Raw genomic sequence first — 18582 nt, 5'->3', positions numbered from 1 at the left:
TTACGGTACTTTGTTAAGAGAAAAAATCTACTGTGCCCAAATTGTGCCCAAAACATCAGGAAGCATCTTGTAAAAAGGTAGCTCTTTTCCTACTTTTTTGCCTGACATATCGAGCATACATATCAAGAGTCATTGAGCTGTGTTTGTGACCTAACATATTAGAAACCCACAAAATATCTTCCCCATTTGATATCATAAGGGACGCAAAAGTGTGTCTCATTTGATATAGGTTACGATAGGTAACGCCTAACTTTTTTAATGTAGGTTTCCAATAATGAGAACTGATTTTGTCACAAGTATTAAAAGGCTCTCCTAATCTATAGACTTTAGTAGTTATATGTTAGATTATAAAACATTAAAGTGTTAATTGTAAAGCTGTCAATAATTATTCCATTTTTAATATAATCTTGTATTTCCTTTTGGGTAATCCAACTTATTGATTTAATATTTTCATTGTTTTGAAGTTTTATATCAATAGTATGATTAATCTTAACCAAAAATAATGAAACTTTAGAAGCCATAATAGAAGAGTTTACTGCAGTTTCGCCTAGTTGAATTATTTGATCAGTTTCTTTATTGAAAATAATATTAGCTTCTTCATAAAGTTCTCTAATTGCACATTCACTCAATGATTCGTTATCCTCTATATATCCTCTGGGAAATTCCCAAGATATGGCATTTATTCCATATCTATATAATTCAAGTAGCATAATTTTTTTCTTATATTCACACAAAATTACACTCCCTGGTTTTATTGTATTCTTTTCAATTATTTTAATATGTTTGAATACTTGGTTCGTCTGTTCATTTTTTACTAAATTATTTTGTAGCTCAATATAATTATTTTTGAAGATAGAATTTGTTTGTTGAGTGTACAACATTATTTCATCCCTATTACTAAGTTCTCTGAATCAGCAATTCCCATCACCTTAGTCCTACTAATGATTCTAGAAGCGTAAGTATGTAATATATTGATTCCTTTATCTTGGGTGGTATTCATTAATTCATTGAGAAGATAATTACACATTTTTGTTGGATGTACCATCAAATCTATGATTTCAATTTTAGATTTTAGATTTTTAAATTCTTTATATAAATTTTCAAGTTGAAATACAAATTCTTTTTCTGTATACATATTAAAAATTCTCGCAAGAAAAGTGTCCAATTTTGGAATGCTCTTATATCTGTATATCTCTCCTTCTTTAATAAATGAGCTGCTGTATGATATATCAATAATATCTTTTTTTACTTTGTTAATTATATTTTCGCTAAAACCCTTCTTAATATTGTCTTCTTTTAATAGGTCATAAAAATGTGAACGATTTAATATATTCTGATTATATTTTATCATATCAATAAATTCTTTTAATAGATTCAAGTATTCCTTTGTGCTGTTTTCTGAAGAAAGGTATTCATCTTTTTTGATTTCTTTTTGGGTGAAGTTTATCCTATCAATGATTAAGTCTCTTAATTTATTGGAATCATGATTGTGTATTTCAAATATGTTGGAACCAGTCTTGTGGTAAATTTCATGCCCAAACTTGTATAATACCTCTAATCTTTCATTTTTTCGTTTTTTATGCTCAGAATTCTTTTCCAATTCATTTTTTTTGAGTCCATATGAACTAAAATGATAAGGGTCTTCTATCATTTTTTCATAATATCTTTGAAATGGATTATCAGTTTTATTACAGTCAAAATAGTTTTTTTCAATAAAGTTATTAAATATATGCACCTTAATAGAATATTTAGGGCCTTCTTCTTCTTTTGACTGATTGATTCTTCTAATAAGAAATTTTTTTATATTATCATCTTGACAAACTTTTTCAAAACCAAGACTATCTATTATCATATTTGGATTCATTCCGATTGATTTCGCTAATAATAAACTAGATTTAAATTTTACAATATAATTTTCATTACTATTTTGAGAAATTACGCTATCACTATCAGCTAGATATAGATTTGCTCTAAACAATTCTTTCATTTGCAACCGTCCTATCAAACTCATTTTTATATTTTAAGTCATTTATCATTTTACTACAGCCATACTTATGTTGCAATTATATGATAAAGCGATGAAGTAATTCTATGATTTCGCATTAAGTCTTAGATATTCAGGATAATAGAGGACTTAAAAATTAGAACAGTTTTTCTGTTTAATGGATTTGCAACACGCGATTTTGATGATTTCTAGTAATAAAACCATACGATTTTTTTGAATTCCTCTCTGTCCGCCACTTCATTTTTAATCCCTGTTATTATTTTAGTCTCACGGATACAGTTCTAAACCAAAACTTATGTATGAATTTTATAAAATGATGTGAAGTACTCAAAGAAAATGCAAGATATAATAATTTAATACAAATTAAAGTACCATGTGGTAATATAAATGTTATTGAATTAAAAAGGTTAGATCATGATAGCAGAAGAGAAAAAACGCTCCAGAGGAAGACCAAAAACGCTAGATCGAAAGCAGGTGTTAGATGTCAGTATGCAAGCATATTGGAAAGAGGGCATTGAGGCCATCTCTTTGAATAAAATCTGCAAACGTACCAATGTATCAAAACCCGGGATTTATCGTGAATTTGGCAATGATGATGGACTTATAAAGGCGGTTTTAGAACACTATCAACAAGAAGTCTTGAAGCCTATTCACAAAATATTTTTGCAAAATAAATCTTTTGACGAGACACTCAATGAATACATCGATATTTTAACAACAAACAGTCCCAATCAATACGGTTGTTTATTTATCAGAACGCGCGATTTAAAATATCCATTAGGAGCCCAGAGTCAAGCACAGATTGAAAGAATCCAAGAAGAATTTTTACGTTCATTTACCAGATGGATTGAGCGAGCAAAAAACAACAATGAATTTCCCAAAGATATCTCAACACAACTTGCTGTCAATTACATCGATGCACAAGTGAGCATGGCCATGACAAAAATCTTTAATGGCTTTAGTACATCGAAGCTCAAAGAGATACTTCTACTTGCATTTTCTGTTTTTAAATAATTAAAATACTATGTGGTATAAAATTTAAGCATCTATTAACGTACCACTTGGTATCATTTTGTAAATTTAACTCAAGGAATGCATCATGATACAAAGGAATTTTAAGGGCTTAGTTATCGTTGGTATCTTATTATCGGTAGGTATAACCAATATGATGGCCGAAGCGATTATTTATAATCAACAAGCAGATCCAGTTGTCTTTAACAAAGATATAACAAATATGAAACAAAGACCTTTTATCGTAGATAAAAAAGAGTATCCTTTTAAAAGTAATTGGTTTAAAAAAGATGGCGTATCGATGCACTATATTGATGAGGGAGCGGGCATTCCTATCGTTTTGACACATGGAAATCCGGATTGGTCATTTTTAAATAGAAAAATTATTAAAGGAATGTCAAAATATGCAAGGGTGATTGCTTTTGATTTACCGGGATTTGGTTTTTCAGATACTCCTAAAAACTACAGTTTTACGCCACAAGAACATGTCAAATGGGTCAAGGCATTACTTCATGAACATTTAAAACTAGATAAATTTATCCTTGTTGTTCAAGATTGGGGTGGGCCAATAGGCTTAAGTGTTGCTACTGATAATCCCGATAAAATTTTGGGTCTCGTTATCTCCAATACCTGGGCATGGCCAGCAAAAGGCAAACTAAAAGAATTTTCAGAAATGATGAAAACACCCAAAATGGAAAAATTAATGATTGAAAACAACTACTTTGCGACTACAATTTTGCCGAGTGTTTTAAATGAAACAACAAAAAACAACAAAGCCATTTTAGATGCTTATAAGATGCCATTTCCCACACCAAAATCACGAAAAGGTACATTAGTATTTCCTCAAGCCATCACTGATGCAGCACCTTGGTTGGAGCAATTAGAAGCAAAATTACCTACACTGGCTCATAAACCTGTGGAGTTTATATTCGGAGCTAAAGATCCTTGGTTTGGAACTGCCAAAAACATCGCAAAATGGCGCTCTTTTTATCCCAATGGAAATTTGCAATTAATCGCAGATGCCAATCATTTCAGCCAAGAAGATAGCCCTGAGAGTTTTGTATTTGCCTTAAAAAGAATACTCAAAGAGTTAAAAACAAAAGAGTAAAATACTTTTAGATACCATGCATAAAATGGTCTTTAGTTGAGATCATTTTATGCACGTCTAAATCGCTAAATTTCTCACATTCAAATAATCTCTCAAATGGTGTCTTAACAGTATCTTTCATTTAAATTGCAATGATATGCGCTGGCACTCAGGTTGCATAAAAAATTGTTAATATTTTGCTAGTATAATTTCAAAAAATTTTAGGAGTTGACAATGGAACAGATAAAAACAATCGGTCTTTTGACCTTTTTGACAGTTATTTTTGTTTTTGTTGGTAACTATGTTGGTGGACAAAGTGGGATGCTGATCGCTTTAGCACTAGCTGGAGCGATGAATTTTTATGCTTATTATTTCTCAGATAAAATGGTTTTGGCACATTATAAAGGAAAAGAGGTTGATGCGCGCAGTGCACCTGGACTCTATAAAATCGTCCAGAGATTATCACAAAAAGCCAATCTTCCGATGCCAAAAATCTACATTATCCCAGAATCCGCACCCAACGCCTTTGCTACCGGTCGCAATCCTGAGCATGCTGCAATAGCCGTTACTGAGGGTTTGTTGAATCTCTTAGATGAGCGGGAGATTGAGGGTGTTTTAGCCCATGAACTCTCTCACGTCAAGCATCATGATATCCTCATAGGAACCATCGCAGCGACATTTGCAGGGGCTATATCCTTTATCGCCAATATGCTACAATTTGGCGCGATTTTTGGAGATCGTGAGCGAAATGGTAATCCTATCATGATGATTATTATGGCGATTGTTTTGCCCATTGCGGCGATGGTAATCCAGATGAGTGTCAGTCGCAGCAGAGAATACATGGCCGATGAGGGCGCGGCAAGACTCACACAAAACCCGCAATGGCTTCAAAGTGCTCTTTTGAAACTTGAATCTTATGCCAAGCAAATACCCCTAAGAGAAGCGACACCGACAACAGCACACATGATGATTATCAATCCCTTTAGCAAATCAAATTTTGCTATGAGTGATTTGTTTCGTACGCATCCTAGTACTGCTGATAGAGTGGCGAGATTAGAGACATTAAAAAAAGAGTTTGACATCAAAGAAACGTATCAAGAGCCCCACACGCAAAGTCACACCTCATCAGGCTATGATAGAAGATATGTCAGAAAAGTCTAATCGACACGGTTTAGACTATTGATCCTTCTAAAGCAGCTTGTCAATTTGATATCTGTAAAGCTAGTATTGCTTGAGGGAGTATGATCGCTTTATTAAACTTTTTTGTACAATTTTACTGTTGCATTTTAAATTTGTCATGATATGCGATATAATTAATGATATAAACATCTCAATAGAAAAAGGAATTTAAAGTGGCACAATTTCTCAATACAAGCGCAACCAACTATTTTTTAGAAGAATTAATCAAATCAACCAATGACAAATTGATTTTAATTAGTCCCTTCTTGAAATTAAATAATAGAATAAAAGAACTATTAGAAGATAAAAATAGGCTAAAAATTGACATGAGGATTGTTTATGGAAAAGTAGAATTAAAAAATGAAGAGATTAGTTGGCTCAAAGAAATTACCTATATACGCACAAGTTTTTGTGAAAATTTACATGCAAAATGTTATATGAATGAAAAGATGTGTATTGTCACGAGTATGAACTTATATGATTTTAGTCAAGTAAACAACAACGAAATGGGTATCTTAATAAAACGTGATGAAGACCCGGACCTCTATAAGGCGACAAAAGAAGAAGTAAATAGGATCATCAGAATCAGCGATGAAGTGAGGATGTCAATAGAAAAAGTAAAAAAAGAAGAGGAAACAACGTACCAAAAATTAACAACATCAAAATTAGCAACGAAACATAAAATGAAAACAGATGAGTTAAATCATAAATTGGTTGAGTTGGGATATCTGGAACTTAAATCTGATAAATTCTATTTGACAGAAAAAGGAAAAGGGGTTGGCGGTATATGGCGACCTGGTAAATTTGGTGGATATATCTTGTGGAATGAAGATATGGCAATATAAAAGGAAAAATAAATACGATTTATTTCTCCTTTTAATAATAGTTAAATTGTAGGAGAGACTATTCTAAAACAATTTGCCGATTTTTTGGAATCCATACCAATACAAAAGCGTTCCTAGTATAAGGACACCGCCAAAATAAGGCATCATATCGATGAATGAAGTCCCCCGATAAAACAAACTTTCGCTTCCTTCAATATAGTAGCGAAGTGGAGAGATGATAGAGAGTTTTTGAAATACAGGATGCATGGCATACACCGGTGTCCATGCGCCGCTTAAAAAAATAAGTGGCATCATGATGACGATGGAGAGTTGGGCGACTTGCATGACATTTTTACTCACAGCCGCGACAAATAGACCCAATCCCGCACTTGAAAATGCATAGGCAAAAGTAAAGAGCATAAAAATCCAAAAAGAGCCGTTCATCGGGGTATCAAAAGTCCCAAAAACAACAAATCCGAGAGAGAGCGTTACTCCCACCATGACGACGATGACTTGTGAGATACTCTTGGCTAATATGATGATTTTCGGATTGACAGGCATCAAGAGCATGATATCCCAAGTGCCATCTTCTTTCTCTTTGACAAAGGCAATCGCGGTTAAGATTACGATGAGCAGCGTGATGATAGAGAGCATTTCGGTGAGTGCCATAAACTGGTGGTTATCGGCATTTTGGTTAAATAATTTATGAGATTTGATTGCGATGGGGATATTTAATTTCTCAAAATCCATGACGATGTTTTGTAAATAAGACAGCGTTGTCAAACCTTGTGATGCGGCCGTCGCATCCAATAAAATATTGAGTTTTGCTACCTTGCCTTCACGATAGTTTTTTTCAAAATCAGCATCAAAAACGATGCCGACTAGTATTTTTTTATTAAAAATCGCGTTTGAGAGTGCGTGTTGGGAGAGAAAAAGTTTAGGCGTTACAAATTCAGGTTGGTGAAGTCTTGAGAGAATTTTTTGGCTGATTCCTCCACCGGTAGCATCAACATAACCAACGGCGACATTTTTGGGTTTTATTTGTATGCCACTACCTGCAATATAAATATCAACCGTAAAGGCATATACCACAACCGCAACCAGCATAATCGCGCGCATAAAGCTGATGAGTTCTTTGGCCAAAATTATAAAAAATATCTTCATTATTTGAGCTCCTTTTTGAGAAGCATGACACCACTGGTAAAGAAGAAAAGCAAAAATCCCAGTAAAATGAAAAGATAAGATAATATTTTATCCGAAGCCAATCCTTGTCCAATCAAAAAAGCATCATAGAGAATATGATTGTAATACATCACCGGAAAGATGTGTGCTTCAAAGTAGGATTCTCCACTCATTGAAGAAATTGGCATCAAAATGCCTGAATATAAAAAACCCGGCAATATGGTCACAATAATAGTCAAAACGACAGCGACAATCTGTCTTTTGGTGATGACAGAGATGAGCATGCCGATGGATAAACTGATCATGATATACAATTCGCTCGCAAACCAATAGAGAAAGAAATTGCCCCTGAAGGGTACATCAAAAAGATACACCGCCACTAAAAAAAGGATAAAAATATTAAAAGAGTGCAATAAAAAAACCGGCAATATCTTCGCAAGCAAAAATTCACCCTTACTCAATGGTGAGGCATAAAAATTAAAAATAGTACCTTTTTCTTTTTCTTTTACAATCAAAAGAGCGGCCAAAATAGCCGGTGCCACAAGAAGTACCAGACCGATGAGTCCCGGGACGATGGCATCTTCATCGCGCATGGCTTGATTAAAGAGACTTCGGGCATTTAAGGAGATTGAGCCTTTTGTCTGATGGGGCAAATTTTTTGTGACACTCGCAGCAACACTTAAAATCTCACCTTGTACGTAGGATTCTAGTGTACTAGCACGTGTCGGAAAGGCCGCATCGATAAAGACGCCCAGCTCACTTTTAAGCCCTTTGTAGAGGTTTTTTTCAAAAGAACTCGGGATGATTAATATGACATCTGTTTTGGCTTGTTTGATGCGCTTTAGGGCATCATTTTCACTCATGAATGTTGTCTGCGCGTTGAAATATTTTGTATGTTCAAAGGCGGTTGTAAGCTTGCGCGAGAGTTGGCTTTGATCATTGTCGATGATGAGGATTCTCGCTTGGGTGACCTCCATACGGATACCATAACCAAAAAGTATGACAATCATCAAAGGCAACAAGTAAACCATCACGATTAATTTAGTGCGATACAGTTCCATAAACTCTTTGAGCATGTAAGCTTGCACGGTTCGGAGTTTCATGCTTTGGCCTTAAAGTAGGTTAAAAAGATATCTTCAAAAGTTTGCGCCTCAGGATGCGTTTGATAGAGATTCTTGACGGTATCATCTGCAATTTTCTTGCCACTTTTAAGAAGGACAATCCGATCACAATATTCAGCCTCACTCATATAATGCGTCGTAATGAGGATGGAGATGCCCCAAAGCTCTTTGAGTCGGTGCAAAATTTTCCAAAATTGTGCTCTTGCTATCGTATCCACCCCACTTGTGGGTTCATCCAAAAATAAGACGACAGGCTCATGCAACAGAGCGGTTGCGATGGAAAATCTTTGATTGACACCCAGTGGAAGTTCTGGGGGAAACTTGTCCATATAGGGCTCGAATCCTAACTCAAAAGCATACTTCTTGATACGTGCAAGTGCCTCTTTGAAGGGGATTTTATGCATATTGGCAAAGTAGATGAGGTTTTCTTTGACGGTCATATCATTGTAGAGTGCAAAATGTTGTGATACGTACCCAATTTTTGATTTTAATTCTCTTCTATCATCTTGTGTTTTAATCGCCTTCCCCAATAACCAAAGCGCACCTCCATCGATACGATAAAGTCCTAAGAGCATTTTGATAAAGGTCGTTTTCCCCGCACCATTAGCCCCTAAGAGTCCGAGGATTTCACCGCGTTTGAGTTCGATATCGACCGAATCATTAGCGATAAAGGTGCCGAATTTTTTTGTGATTTTATCAGCCTTCATGACAATTTGAGGTATCTCTTGTTTTTTCTCTCTTTTTTGCATTTTAATCTCAGGGAGTGTTTTGTTTTGTTTGAGTGCATTGATAAAAAAGAGTCCCTCGAGTGTCGGCTGTGCATGTTTGGCCGGTAGTGGATTTAATGAATAGCTTCTTTTGTCAAAGCGAATACATTGCTCTGGATTTTCACCCTCTGTGATTTCGTAAGTATTTTTTTCAATCGAAGCCAATAGTGCTTTGGCCGTCCCATTGGCGATGATTTCACCGGCATCAAAGAGCATGACACGATCCATACGACTGGCTTCTTGCATATAAGCGGTACTGACAAGAATAATAGAGCCTTCTTCTGTTCGTATGTTATCTAAAATATCCCAAAGCTCCAATCGACTCAAAGGATCGACTCCGGTTGTCGGTTCATCTAAAATCAAAAGTTTCGGACGATGTAAGAGGGTGCAGATGAGGGAGAGCTTTTGCATCATCCCGCCACTCAGTTTGCCAGCCTCACGATTAACAAAATCGGTCAAACCCGACATGTGCAAGAGACGTTTTTTGTACTCAAGAAATTTTTGGTCTTGTTTGATATTACGGATATTTGCAAAAAACTCCAGATGTTCCCCGACGCTTAAGGTGTCATACAACACCAGACCGATTCCCTGTGGCATGAGTCCAAAGTTGGATTTGATTTTATCCGCTTCTTTTGGATTGTGATAAACGGCCCCTTGGAAACTCACACTTCCTTGAAATTTGATGACTCCGGCGATAGAGAGCATGAGCGAACTTTTCCCCGCACCATCGGCTCCGATGAGACCAATAATCTCACCGTGATTGGCTTCAAATGAGACTTTTGAAATGGCTTTGACTTTATTGTAATTGACGCTGACATCGCGCACCACTAAGTCAGACATCGTTATATTTCCGGTATCTCACTGAGTGAATTTGGCAGTCCCTTGCCATCAGTTGAGATGATACCGATGGCGGGGATACCGATTTTTAGCAAAGTGTTTTCTTTCAATGGTTTGAGATGAACCGCATAGACTCTTTGAATACGATCACTTCTGACGCTGACATCTTTTGGTGTAAATTCTGCCTTATCAGCGATACGTATCACTGTAGCTTTCATGGGTTTATCTGGATTTGAATCTAAGAAAATGACGGCTTTATCGCCCACTTTGATTTTCCCATTTTCCATGGTATCGATAAAAAGTTTCAAGTACAATGTGCTAGGGTCAAGTAAGGTTGCCACAATCATTCCCGAACTGAGAACTTCTCCTGGATGGGCTATTTTTTCAATGACGACACCATTTATCGGAGATCGAATCGTAAGTTCATCGATGATGATTTGGAGCTCTTTTTTATTGGCTTGAAGGGCATCGATTTTCTTTTGGGCTGCTTCGAGCGTCGCTTGGAGCGCCGTGATTTTTTTCATTTGATACTTCGCTTGTTGGAGTGTATTTTTAGCGATAGAAATATTTTTTTGTGTTTGTATTAGTGTTTGCTCAAGGCTTAGCAGTTTATTGTGATTATGCGTCAATTCGAGTTTGGTTAATTCATATTTTTGTTTGCCAATCAATTTTTTGTTATAAAGCGTCGTCACTCTTTGTAAATCACGTTTATTTTGCGCTACGACGGCTTTGGTGGTATTGATTGAATCATGCAGGGATTTTTGGCGTGATTGTGCTATCTTGAGGGCATCGAACGCATTTTTGACATTCAATGGAAGACTATCTTTAGCGATGAGATACTCTTGTCTTGTTGCATCTAATGCCTTTTTAGCTGCTTGTATATTTTGAGTTAATGCCTCTTTTTTAGCGAGATATTCATCACTTTTTAATGTGGCGATGATGTCGCCTTTTTTGATCTGTTGTCCCTCATGAACCGTGACGCTGTCAAGACGTCCAGGGTATTTTGTGTTCAGTGCAATAAGGTCTCCATCCATCTTGCCCGTTCCTGCGATGAGATTCTTGGCTAATGTTTCAGGGTTGAGTTTATAATAAATCAATCCCAAAGCGATGATAAAAAGAACAGCAACGACGAGGTACATTCCATATTTTTTTAACACTATTGATCCTTTTGATTATTTAATGATGCGAGAAAGGTGTCATTATTAACTTCTAGCAACAATTTTGCATACGCATTATAAAGTTTAGCTTCGATTTGAATCAAAAAAGCTCGTGCCATCGCAGAAGATGAGATGGCGCGACTGAGGACATCAGCATCACTCAATTGATTTTCAAATTTTTCTTTTATGAGTTTTTCATAGGTTTCTTGTGCCTTTAGTCGCGCTTGTGCAGAGCTTTTTTGGCTGCGTAATGATTGGTAGGTCAAATACGTACTATAGAGTTCTGTTTTGACGCGATCGGTATAAGATTGGAGCATCAGCGCATTGGCTAGCTTGCTCTTTCTGGCCGCTTCGATTTGATGGTCGTCTTTAAATCCAGAAAAGAGATTGTAGTTGATTTTAAAACCCGCCGCACTCTTGTTTTTATTTGTGTATCCATCACCATTTAACGCGGGAGTGTCTCCCCCATATGCCACTTGCGCAAAAAGAGCCACATGAGGATAATACCCACTTTTTGCCAATCGAATGTTCGCTTGCGTCTCTTTGACGAGCAGTTTCATCGCTTGGATATCAGGTCTTTTTTGTAGTGCTTCGCTTTTGAGCTTAGTATAAGCGATGGTACCGATTTTGGGTAGTGATGCTACTGTATCAATGGTGGTATTGGCGAGAAATGAGAGTTGTCGCAAAAGGATTTTGTATTGATTTTTCGTATTGACAAGTTCTGATTGGATTTGGTGCAAGGCTGCTTCCATGCGATACAGTTCTGATGAAGAACACATCCCCTCCTCAAAAAAACCTTGTACTTTTTTGTAACTCTCTTGCGTTGCGGCTAAGGCCTCTTTTTGTGATACTATGATGTGCTTCATGGCAAGAGCTTGAGTATAAAGATGCACGATATTGAGATACAGGGTTCTCTTACTATCTTTGACTTTCAAAGTGGCTCGCTGTTTTTTGAGTTGCGCCTCATCAATACGAGCACTAATCGCAAAACCACTAAAAAGTGGATAAGAGAGACTCACCGCACCGGTATATATATTTTGAGATTGCATCTGCCATGTTCCCCCGCCTAAACTAGCAGGTAGATAGACGACGGGTTTTTCATCGAGATATGTGCCACCATAAGAGAGGTCTAAAGAGGGATAATTTGAAGACTTTGCAACATCAAGCAAATGCTCATAAGCTTTGGCTTGTTGCTGTGCCGCTTGGATAGATGGATTGGTTTCGCTTGAGGCGATAATCTGCGGAAGTGTTGCTGCTAAGGCATAGGTACTCAGTATTAAAAGAATAAATAATAATTTTTTCACGTAGTTCCTTTACATAACTATCTTGGGTCATTCTAGAACGAATTTGCTTAGACATTAATAAATTATTATAAATGTCATTTTAGTCACTAATCTTTTTGTAGTATTAAAAATGTTTTGCCATTTTTTCCAATAGGGCAATCAGTGTCTTTTTTTCTTCTTCGCTGAAATTTTTATAGACTTTTTTGAGTAATTCTGCTGAAATTTTCTCAAATGTAGGCTGTAGGGCATACCCTTTATGAGTGAGTGAGATATAAATCACACGCTTATCCTTCAGCGAACACTCTTTGGTAACAAAGCCTTGCTGATAGAGTTTATTAACCAGTGCGGTGATGTTAGATGTGTCTTTTTGAATACCACGGGCGAGCTTGTGCATGGTCAGGGGAGTATCTGCATTTAAAAGCTCTATCAAAATATCACCATGACTGGCTACCAAGCCGTGGATACCATTTTTGTTCAATTCTTGTAAAATAATCTGATTGGCTTTATGTTTTATCTTGGCGATAAGGCTGATGACATGGCTTGTATTGTTCAAGATACTACCATTACATCTGTATTATTTTCGAAAATTCATCAAAATTATGAATATGATTTTTTGTCAGATCCGTGTGTATGATTTCAAGGTCCAAAATTGTCTCTTTGAGTTCAAGTTGTTCCATCAAATCACTCTTTGTGATAGTAGTATGGTGCGGATTTAGGATGAGAAAATCATCTCCAAACATTCTAAAAATAATAGCTTTTGGGTAAAATTGTGTTAATTTATCCGCAATAAAACAGAGTTTATTATCTCCTTCTAGCCAGCCATAGGTTTGGTTATATTGACTAAAATGTTTTAAGGTGACAAAATATGAGCAATAAAATGTCTCATTACCCGTTTTTTTGATTGCTTCTAAAACATGATTAAAATAACGATAATTGTAAAGATTTGTTAAAGAATCTCGGTAATAAAATACCACGCGTGCTTCTTCTAGTTGGTTGCTTAAGTAGTTTTGCTCAATCGGCAATATCCCACACTTTTCAAATAAGGGCAGGGCTGCTTTGACGACTTCAGGTGCAAATTGTTTGCCACTCAAGGTACGAATCTCATCGAGTGCAGCGGGGAGGTCTTTTTTGGCCTTATAGATTCTATTGCTTGTCATCGCATCAAAGGCATCACATAAAATCAATATATGCGATAATAGATTCATCTCATGACCAAGAAGCCCTTTTGGATAGCCTTTGCCATCAAAACGCTCATGATGATTGATGACAATAGCCGCATGTGGCTTAAATGCTTCGATAGAATCGAGTATTTCAAAGCTACATACGACGTGGTCTTGAATGATTTTATACTCACTAGCTGTTAGTTTTCCAGGCTTTAGAAGTATGGAATCTGGAGTGGCCACCTTGCCGATATCATGCATCATCGCTGCTTCATGCAGGATGTCGATATCGTGCTGTGGGACTTTCAATTCCTGTGCTAGTAAGAGCGCATATTCAGCGACGCGTCTTGTATGACCTGCTGTGTAGGTATCACGCTTTTCAATCAAATCCAGCATTGAGTATAAAACTTGCTGATAGTTTTTGACTGCTTTTTGTTGGTGGATACATTTGAGCTCATTTTCTTTGGCTTCTATCTCATGACGCTCTTTTTTATATAAAGTCAAAATAGCGATGAGTGTGAGAAGTGCGGCTATAAAATAAAAAGATATATTGGATAGAAGTAATTCTTTGCGGAGTTCTCTCTCGGCTGTATTGATTGATGTATTCAAGCCATCAATATAGACACCCGTTGCGATAATCCAATCAAAAGGTTCAAAGAGTTTTCCGTGAGAGAGTTTATGTCGGATGGCATTTGACGTTTTTTTCTTGAAATAATATTCTAGAAACACCTCGCCATTTTTTCTGATTCCTTCTAATTCTGTTTTATAAGGGAATCCCCCTTTTATATCTTGCATCGATGTGGATAAGTGCATGCCTTCTGTTGCTTTCAAGTTGGGATGAATACGCCGAATAGCATAGTTTTCTCCACCTTGATAGTTTTTGATTTCATTGACCCACACATAGGTATCTGGATTGGTAAATTTTAGCGTATGAATATAATGGTACAAGAGGTTTTTTGTAACATCATGAATGGTTTTTTTGTCAATTTCTGCTTTTAATATGAGATTATTTTTGATAGATTTGACGCTAATAATACCAGCATTCAAATCGACATTATCATTATCCTGATTTTCAGGTGTTTTCTCTAGCAGTGTGGGGTCTCCACACACAATATTATTTTTATCATGATAGAGTAAGTATTTGATATGGGGCGTATTTGAAAATATTTTTTGAACGCTATCACAAGTTTTTTGATACGATGTTTTTGGAGGGATCGTATCGAGTTGGTTCATTTGTTGATTGAGATTTGAGCGAAAATTTACATAAGTATTGCTCAGTGTATTGAGCGCAGCATAATAGACCGTATTAATAATCTCTCTAGAGTGATTTTTTTGCAGGAGAAGGGTGTGTTTTGTGATCACATCATGATAGGTTTCATAGATTTTTTTATCTTTGTATGCATCAATCCACAAAAGGGTACCAATCAAAAGGACTACAAATAAGATAATGTTAATGAGTCTGCTTTTTAGGATAATCATACATCTCTCTTTTGGAAGATTATTGTGTTAGTATAGCCAAAAGGAGAGAAAAAGTATAGCCATGAGATAATAAAAAATAATCTTTAGCCAAGTAGATAGTAAATCACACTCGTCGTTCCAAAAGAAAAGAGGATACCATAGCCTACGATAGCGGAGCTCAGTCTTGGTGCGAGTCCTGCCATCGAGGCCATCGCACCGGCTGTAATCATTGCGGGCATGGCCGCTTCCATGATAGAAACTTTTGCCGCCAAAGTATCCCAACCAAAGGTGAAACAGATAAGAAAAGCCAAAAGAGGAGAGATGATTAGTTTGATAATCGATGAGAAGACAAAGGGTTTCATATCTGCTGCTGGAATTTTAAATTTCAACTGCAAACCAACAGCAATCAAGACCAGCGGTACAATGGTTGCGGAGAGACTTTTCAAGATATGCGTCATCATCGGTGGAAATGTTGTGTTGAGGAAACAGAGTGCGACGATTAACGAGAGAAAAGGAGGGAAAGTGAGGACTTTCATCGTGATGATTTTAAAGCTAGTTTTGCTACCACCAGAATAATAAGAGAGGACAAACGTCGCATAACTCACGAGAAAGATAAAGGTTCCCAATTGATCATACACCAACAAATAAGCCATCGATTCTTGACCGTAATAGGCATTTAAAAATGGAATACCCACAAATGATGTGTTCCCCAGGACGGTCACCAATAAGAGTGCGCCCGTTACTTCTTTGGAAAAAGCCATCCACCGCGATACAAAAAAAGTAATCACCGCCGTGATGCTCATAACACTCCATGCAATGACGATAGGAATCAACATATGAAGAGATAAGGTCATCGTAGGGATTTCGAGCAGAATTATGGCCGGCATTGAAATATAAAGTACAAATTGATTCAATATAGCAGGAGCGCGTCTTGGAAAGACCCGAAGCTTTTGAAAGAGATATCCGATACTAACACACACGATGATAAGTGCAAAATTTTCCATTACAGTAACTTCTTGACAAATAAAATAGTAGACAGATGGCTTGATTTCATGAAAAGAGTTTGAAGTGATTGATGAAAATGAAATCACATCAGTAAAGTTTGGATGAAAAGAAAAAGCGTGCCCAACTTTTAGAGCGAAATTATATCAAAAATAGATAAGACATAGGTTAAAATCCCATCTTTTTTATCGCAACAAAATGCAGAGTATGCCTTTAATTTTGCTCATAATCAAAAGGTTTTAGTTGGCCTTTTTCGACTTTATAGACGCGATCGGCGATACGTTTACAATCTTGTAAATCATGAGTTATCATGATAGTGTGTAATTGTCTTTTTTGGGAAATATTTTTGACTAAATCCAGCATTTTGATGCGTGTTTCCAAATCCAAACCACTAAAAGGCTCATCCAAGAGCAAGATAGGTTTTCGTCGGATGAGTGATCGTGCGAGTGCGACTCTTTGACTCTGCCCACCGGAGAGCGATGCGGTGATTTTGTCCTCAAATCCTTCTAATTTGACCTCTTTTAAAATCGTTTTGGCCTCATGAATGTCTTCACTTTTGGGTTTTAGCGATGAGGTGATGCCTAAAAGTACATTTTTGATGACGCTCAAATGCTCAAACGTATTGTATTTTTGAAACAGTATCGTCAGCGGGCGTTTTTGAGGCTCTTGCCTGCTGATATCTTGGCCCTCAAAAAGAATCGTACCGCTTTGAGGCTCCAAAAATCCAGCAATCAAATCCAAAAAGGTTGATTTGCCACTGCCACTGTGCCCAATGACTCCGACAATCTCATTTTGTGCCACACTGCCGGTAAAGTCGTAGCGCGTATGGATATCGTTTTGTTCGTAAGTATAGGTAATATTATTGATTTGTAGCACGAAAATTCCTTGTAAAAACTTTGGGTAGCAAGATGAAAATACTCAGGGTCAACACCAACAGCATCAATGCGACACCGGCGCCATCTTTGGTATTATAAGAGCCCATTAATCCATAAAGATACCAAGGTAGCGTCGTAATCTCATCACTGCCAAACAGCGCAATGACGCCTAAATCTCCAAGAGAGAGACAAAAAGAGAGTGCGGCTACATACGCCACAGAGGTTTTGAGGTAGGGCCATTCGCAATAAAACCAGCGGGATTTTCCCTCTAAATTCAAAGAAAAAGCCAATTTATCATAGCGTTGTGCAATTTTTTGCATGGAGGGATAGAGAATGGAGAGGGCAAAGGGTAGCGACATTAATATATTGGCAGATAAAAGAGCCAAAAGAGCCCAAAGTACCTGAGGGCCTTGAAATGTTTGTGAAAACATAAAAAATCCCAATCCTAAAATTAGCGACGGGATGGCTAAGTAAATATTGCCACTAAAGGCGATGAGTAAATCAATCAGCGTGCGTGCTTTTGATTTTTTGATGCGGTGGTTGATGTTAAAATTCCTCCGTGCATCACTCATCAACAGGGCACAGATAACTGTCATGATACTAGAACAAGAGGCTATCAAGATACTAGTAAAGAGTGACTTTAAAAAGAGAGCATCGTGAAATATCCTCCCAAAATTGGCTCCCAAACCATCCACTACAATCGAGATAAGTGGCAGGATAAACAAAAAGGAACAGAGCAAAATTATCAAAATTTGCACGCGATGTGTTGCTATGGGTTCACGCCAGGGCACGGGGGTGCTGGCGGTTTTGATATTGGATAATCCTGTATGAAAATTGGACGATAAAATGACCAAAAAAAACGTGATACTAAGCTGAATGAGTGCTAATTTCAAGGCCATCGGTATATCAAAATCGATTCGTATGGCTTCATAGATAGAGACTTCAAGCGTGTTATATGCAGGAGACCCACCCAATACTAAAACGATAGCAAATGAGGTAAAACAGAGTAGAAATATGGTTGAGGCGATACTCTTGAGTGAATTTTTTATCGCAGGAAATTCTATGAGTACAAATCGTGTCAAAACAGAAAAACCAAGACTTTTGGATAGTTTGTACCGCTCTTTTGGAATGGATTCAAACACATGCAAGATGCTCCTTGCGGCAAAGGAAGCATTGAGATAAACGTGAGCGACTAAAATACCACTGAGCCCATAAACAAAATTACCCAAGGAAGTATCAAAAAGGGACAAGAGTGCTCTATTGACCCAGCCATTATTGCCCAGAATTGAAATGATGCCAAATACAACGATGAGCGTGGGTAAGACCAAAGAAGAAGAGAGGAGTGCAATCAGAAGATTTCTGCCAAAAAATGCATTTTGATGGGCTAATGACCAGGCTAACAAGGTGCCGATTATAAGCGATAAAAGTGTGGATAAAAAGGCTTGAAAAATCGTAAATTCGATAAGATGGATGATGCGGTGATTGAGAAAATTAAAGGAAAATTCTATCTGATTGGTGTGCAAAAAAAGGATATAAAAGATACTCAATGCCAACAATAAAAAACTCAAAGCTATGATGCTACCAGGAAGAATAGCGGCGCGAAATCTCCAGATATTTTTAATCACAAAACAGAT

Annotated in this window: 17 protein-coding genes; 4 read left to right on the top strand and 13 right to left on the bottom strand. The window is 36.9% G+C overall.

Going from position 1 to position 18582, the window contains the following annotated elements; all coding sequences use genetic code 11:
* Positions 1–55: 55 nt before the first annotated feature.
* Genes SFB89_RS09530 through SFB89_RS09520 form a run of 3 tightly spaced genes read right to left on the bottom strand, consistent with a single transcriptional unit; the run spans position 56 to position 1987 of the window.
* Entirely contained in the window at positions 56–286 is a 231-nt protein-coding gene (locus SFB89_RS09530) for a tyrosine-type recombinase/integrase (RefSeq protein WP_331776077.1), read from the bottom strand.
* A 40-nt stretch (positions 287–326) separates the two neighbouring features.
* The gene (locus SFB89_RS09525) at positions 327–881 is read right to left on the bottom strand and encodes an NUDIX hydrolase (protein WP_331774454.1); all 555 of its coding nucleotides are present in this window, start codon (positions 879–881) and stop codon (positions 327–329) included.
* Positions 881–1987: a hypothetical protein gene (locus SFB89_RS09520; RefSeq protein ID WP_331774453.1), complete on the bottom strand. Its 1107-nt coding sequence runs from the start codon at positions 1985–1987 to the stop codon at positions 881–883. The genes SFB89_RS09525 and SFB89_RS09520 overlap by 1 nt, the downstream gene beginning before the upstream one ends.
* A gap of 432 nt (positions 1988–2419) precedes the next feature.
* Here SFB89_RS09520 and SFB89_RS09515 point away from each other — a divergent pair, with 432 nt between their 5' ends.
* From SFB89_RS09515 to SFB89_RS09500, 4 genes are all read left to right on the top strand, one after another.
* Positions 2420–3019: a TetR/AcrR family transcriptional regulator gene (locus SFB89_RS09515; protein WP_331774452.1), complete on the top strand. Its 600-nt coding sequence runs from the start codon at positions 2420–2422 to the stop codon at positions 3017–3019.
* An 85-nt stretch (positions 3020–3104) separates the two neighbouring features.
* Positions 3105–4124 (top strand): alpha/beta fold hydrolase, encoded by a 1020-nt coding sequence (locus tag SFB89_RS09510; protein ID WP_331774451.1) that lies wholly within the window; start codon positions 3105–3107, stop codon positions 4122–4124.
* A gap of 213 nt (positions 4125–4337) precedes the next feature.
* Positions 4338–5264: a zinc metalloprotease HtpX gene (gene htpX, locus SFB89_RS09505; RefSeq protein ID WP_331774450.1), complete on the top strand. Its 927-nt coding sequence runs from the start codon at positions 4338–4340 to the stop codon at positions 5262–5264.
* A gap of 191 nt (positions 5265–5455) precedes the next feature.
* Entirely contained in the window at positions 5456–6127 is a 672-nt protein-coding gene (locus tag SFB89_RS09500) for a phospholipase D family protein (protein ID WP_331774449.1), read from the top strand.
* 63 nt (positions 6128–6190) lie between these two features.
* On the opposite strand, the gene SFB89_RS09495 is transcribed toward SFB89_RS09500, so the two are convergent.
* The 10 genes from SFB89_RS09495 to SFB89_RS09450 form a co-directional block, all read right to left on the bottom strand.
* A complete protein-coding gene (locus tag SFB89_RS09495; protein WP_331774448.1) occupies positions 6191–7270 on the bottom strand; it encodes an ABC transporter permease in 1080 nt (359 codons plus the stop codon).
* Complete coding sequence (locus tag SFB89_RS09490) at positions 7270–8391, bottom strand: ABC transporter permease (protein WP_331774447.1); 1122 nt, start codon at positions 8389–8391, stop codon at positions 7270–7272. The genes SFB89_RS09495 and SFB89_RS09490 overlap by 1 nt, the downstream gene beginning before the upstream one ends.
* Positions 8388–10016, bottom strand: a complete 1629-nt coding sequence (locus tag SFB89_RS09485; RefSeq protein ID WP_331774446.1) for an ATP-binding cassette domain-containing protein — start codon at positions 10014–10016, stop codon at positions 8388–8390. Before SFB89_RS09485 ends, SFB89_RS09490 begins: the two co-directional genes overlap by 4 nt.
* A gap of 2 nt (positions 10017–10018) precedes the next feature.
* Complete coding sequence (locus SFB89_RS09480) at positions 10019–11170, bottom strand: HlyD family secretion protein (RefSeq protein WP_331774445.1); 1152 nt, start codon at positions 11168–11170, stop codon at positions 10019–10021.
* A complete protein-coding gene (locus tag SFB89_RS09475) occupies positions 11170–12474 on the bottom strand; it encodes a TolC family protein (protein ID WP_331774444.1) in 1305 nt (434 codons plus the stop codon). Before SFB89_RS09475 ends, SFB89_RS09480 begins: the two co-directional genes overlap by 1 nt.
* A gap of 103 nt (positions 12475–12577) precedes the next feature.
* A complete protein-coding gene (locus SFB89_RS09470) occupies positions 12578–13006 on the bottom strand; it encodes a MarR family winged helix-turn-helix transcriptional regulator (protein WP_331774443.1) in 429 nt (142 codons plus the stop codon).
* Between the two features lie 10 nt (positions 13007–13016).
* Positions 13017–15092, bottom strand: coding sequence for an HD domain-containing phosphohydrolase (locus SFB89_RS09465; protein ID WP_331774442.1), 2076 nt, complete (start codon positions 15090–15092; stop codon positions 13017–13019).
* Positions 15093–15175: 83 nt separating this feature from the next.
* Positions 15176–16075, bottom strand: a complete 900-nt coding sequence (locus SFB89_RS09460; RefSeq protein ID WP_331774441.1) for an AEC family transporter — start codon at positions 16073–16075, stop codon at positions 15176–15178.
* A gap of 211 nt (positions 16076–16286) precedes the next feature.
* Positions 16287–16949, bottom strand: a complete 663-nt coding sequence (locus SFB89_RS09455) for a thiamine ABC transporter ATP-binding protein (protein ID WP_331774440.1) — start codon at positions 16947–16949, stop codon at positions 16287–16289.
* Positions 16933–18573, bottom strand: a complete 1641-nt coding sequence (locus tag SFB89_RS09450; protein WP_331774439.1) for an ABC transporter permease subunit — start codon at positions 18571–18573, stop codon at positions 16933–16935. Before SFB89_RS09450 ends, SFB89_RS09455 begins: the two co-directional genes overlap by 17 nt.
* Positions 18574–18582: the final 9 nt, after the last annotated feature.

The sequence above is a fragment of the Sulfurospirillum sp. 1612 genome (assembly GCF_036556685.1).
Classification (GTDB): domain Bacteria; phylum Campylobacterota; class Campylobacteria; order Campylobacterales; family Sulfurospirillaceae; genus JAADIZ01.
Note: the sequence above shows the minus strand (reverse complement) of the source record. Positions and strands in the feature narration are given on the sequence as shown.

Excerpts from the sequence above, each read along its gene's own strand:
- SFB89_RS09460 (WP_331774441.1), bottom strand. The coding sequence starts at position 16,075 with ATGGAAAATTTTGCACTTATCATCGTGTGTGTTAGTATCGGATATCTC.
- htpX (WP_331774450.1), top strand. The coding sequence starts at position 4,338 with ATGGAACAGATAAAAACAATCGGTCTTTTGACCTTTTTGACAGTTATT.
- SFB89_RS09525 (WP_331774454.1), bottom strand. The coding sequence starts at position 881 with ATGTTGTACACTCAACAAACAAATTCTATCTTCAAAAATAATTATATT.
- SFB89_RS09520 (WP_331774453.1), bottom strand. The coding sequence starts at position 1,987 with ATGAAAGAATTGTTTAGAGCAAATCTATATCTAGCTGATAGTGATAGC.
- SFB89_RS09515 (WP_331774452.1), top strand. The coding sequence starts at position 2,420 with ATGATAGCAGAAGAGAAAAAACGCTCCAGAGGAAGACCAAAAACGCTA.
- SFB89_RS09485 (WP_331774446.1), bottom strand. The coding sequence starts at position 10,016 with ATGTCTGACTTAGTGGTGCGCGATGTCAGCGTCAATTACAATAAAGTC.
- SFB89_RS09465 (WP_331774442.1), bottom strand. The coding sequence starts at position 15,092 with ATGATTATCCTAAAAAGCAGACTCATTAACATTATCTTATTTGTAGTC.
- SFB89_RS09495 (WP_331774448.1), bottom strand. The coding sequence starts at position 7,270 with ATGAAGATATTTTTTATAATTTTGGCCAAAGAACTCATCAGCTTTATG.
- SFB89_RS09510 (WP_331774451.1), top strand. The coding sequence starts at position 3,105 with ATGATACAAAGGAATTTTAAGGGCTTAGTTATCGTTGGTATCTTATTA.
- SFB89_RS09490 (WP_331774447.1), bottom strand. The coding sequence starts at position 8,391 with ATGAAACTCCGAACCGTGCAAGCTTACATGCTCAAAGAGTTTATGGAA.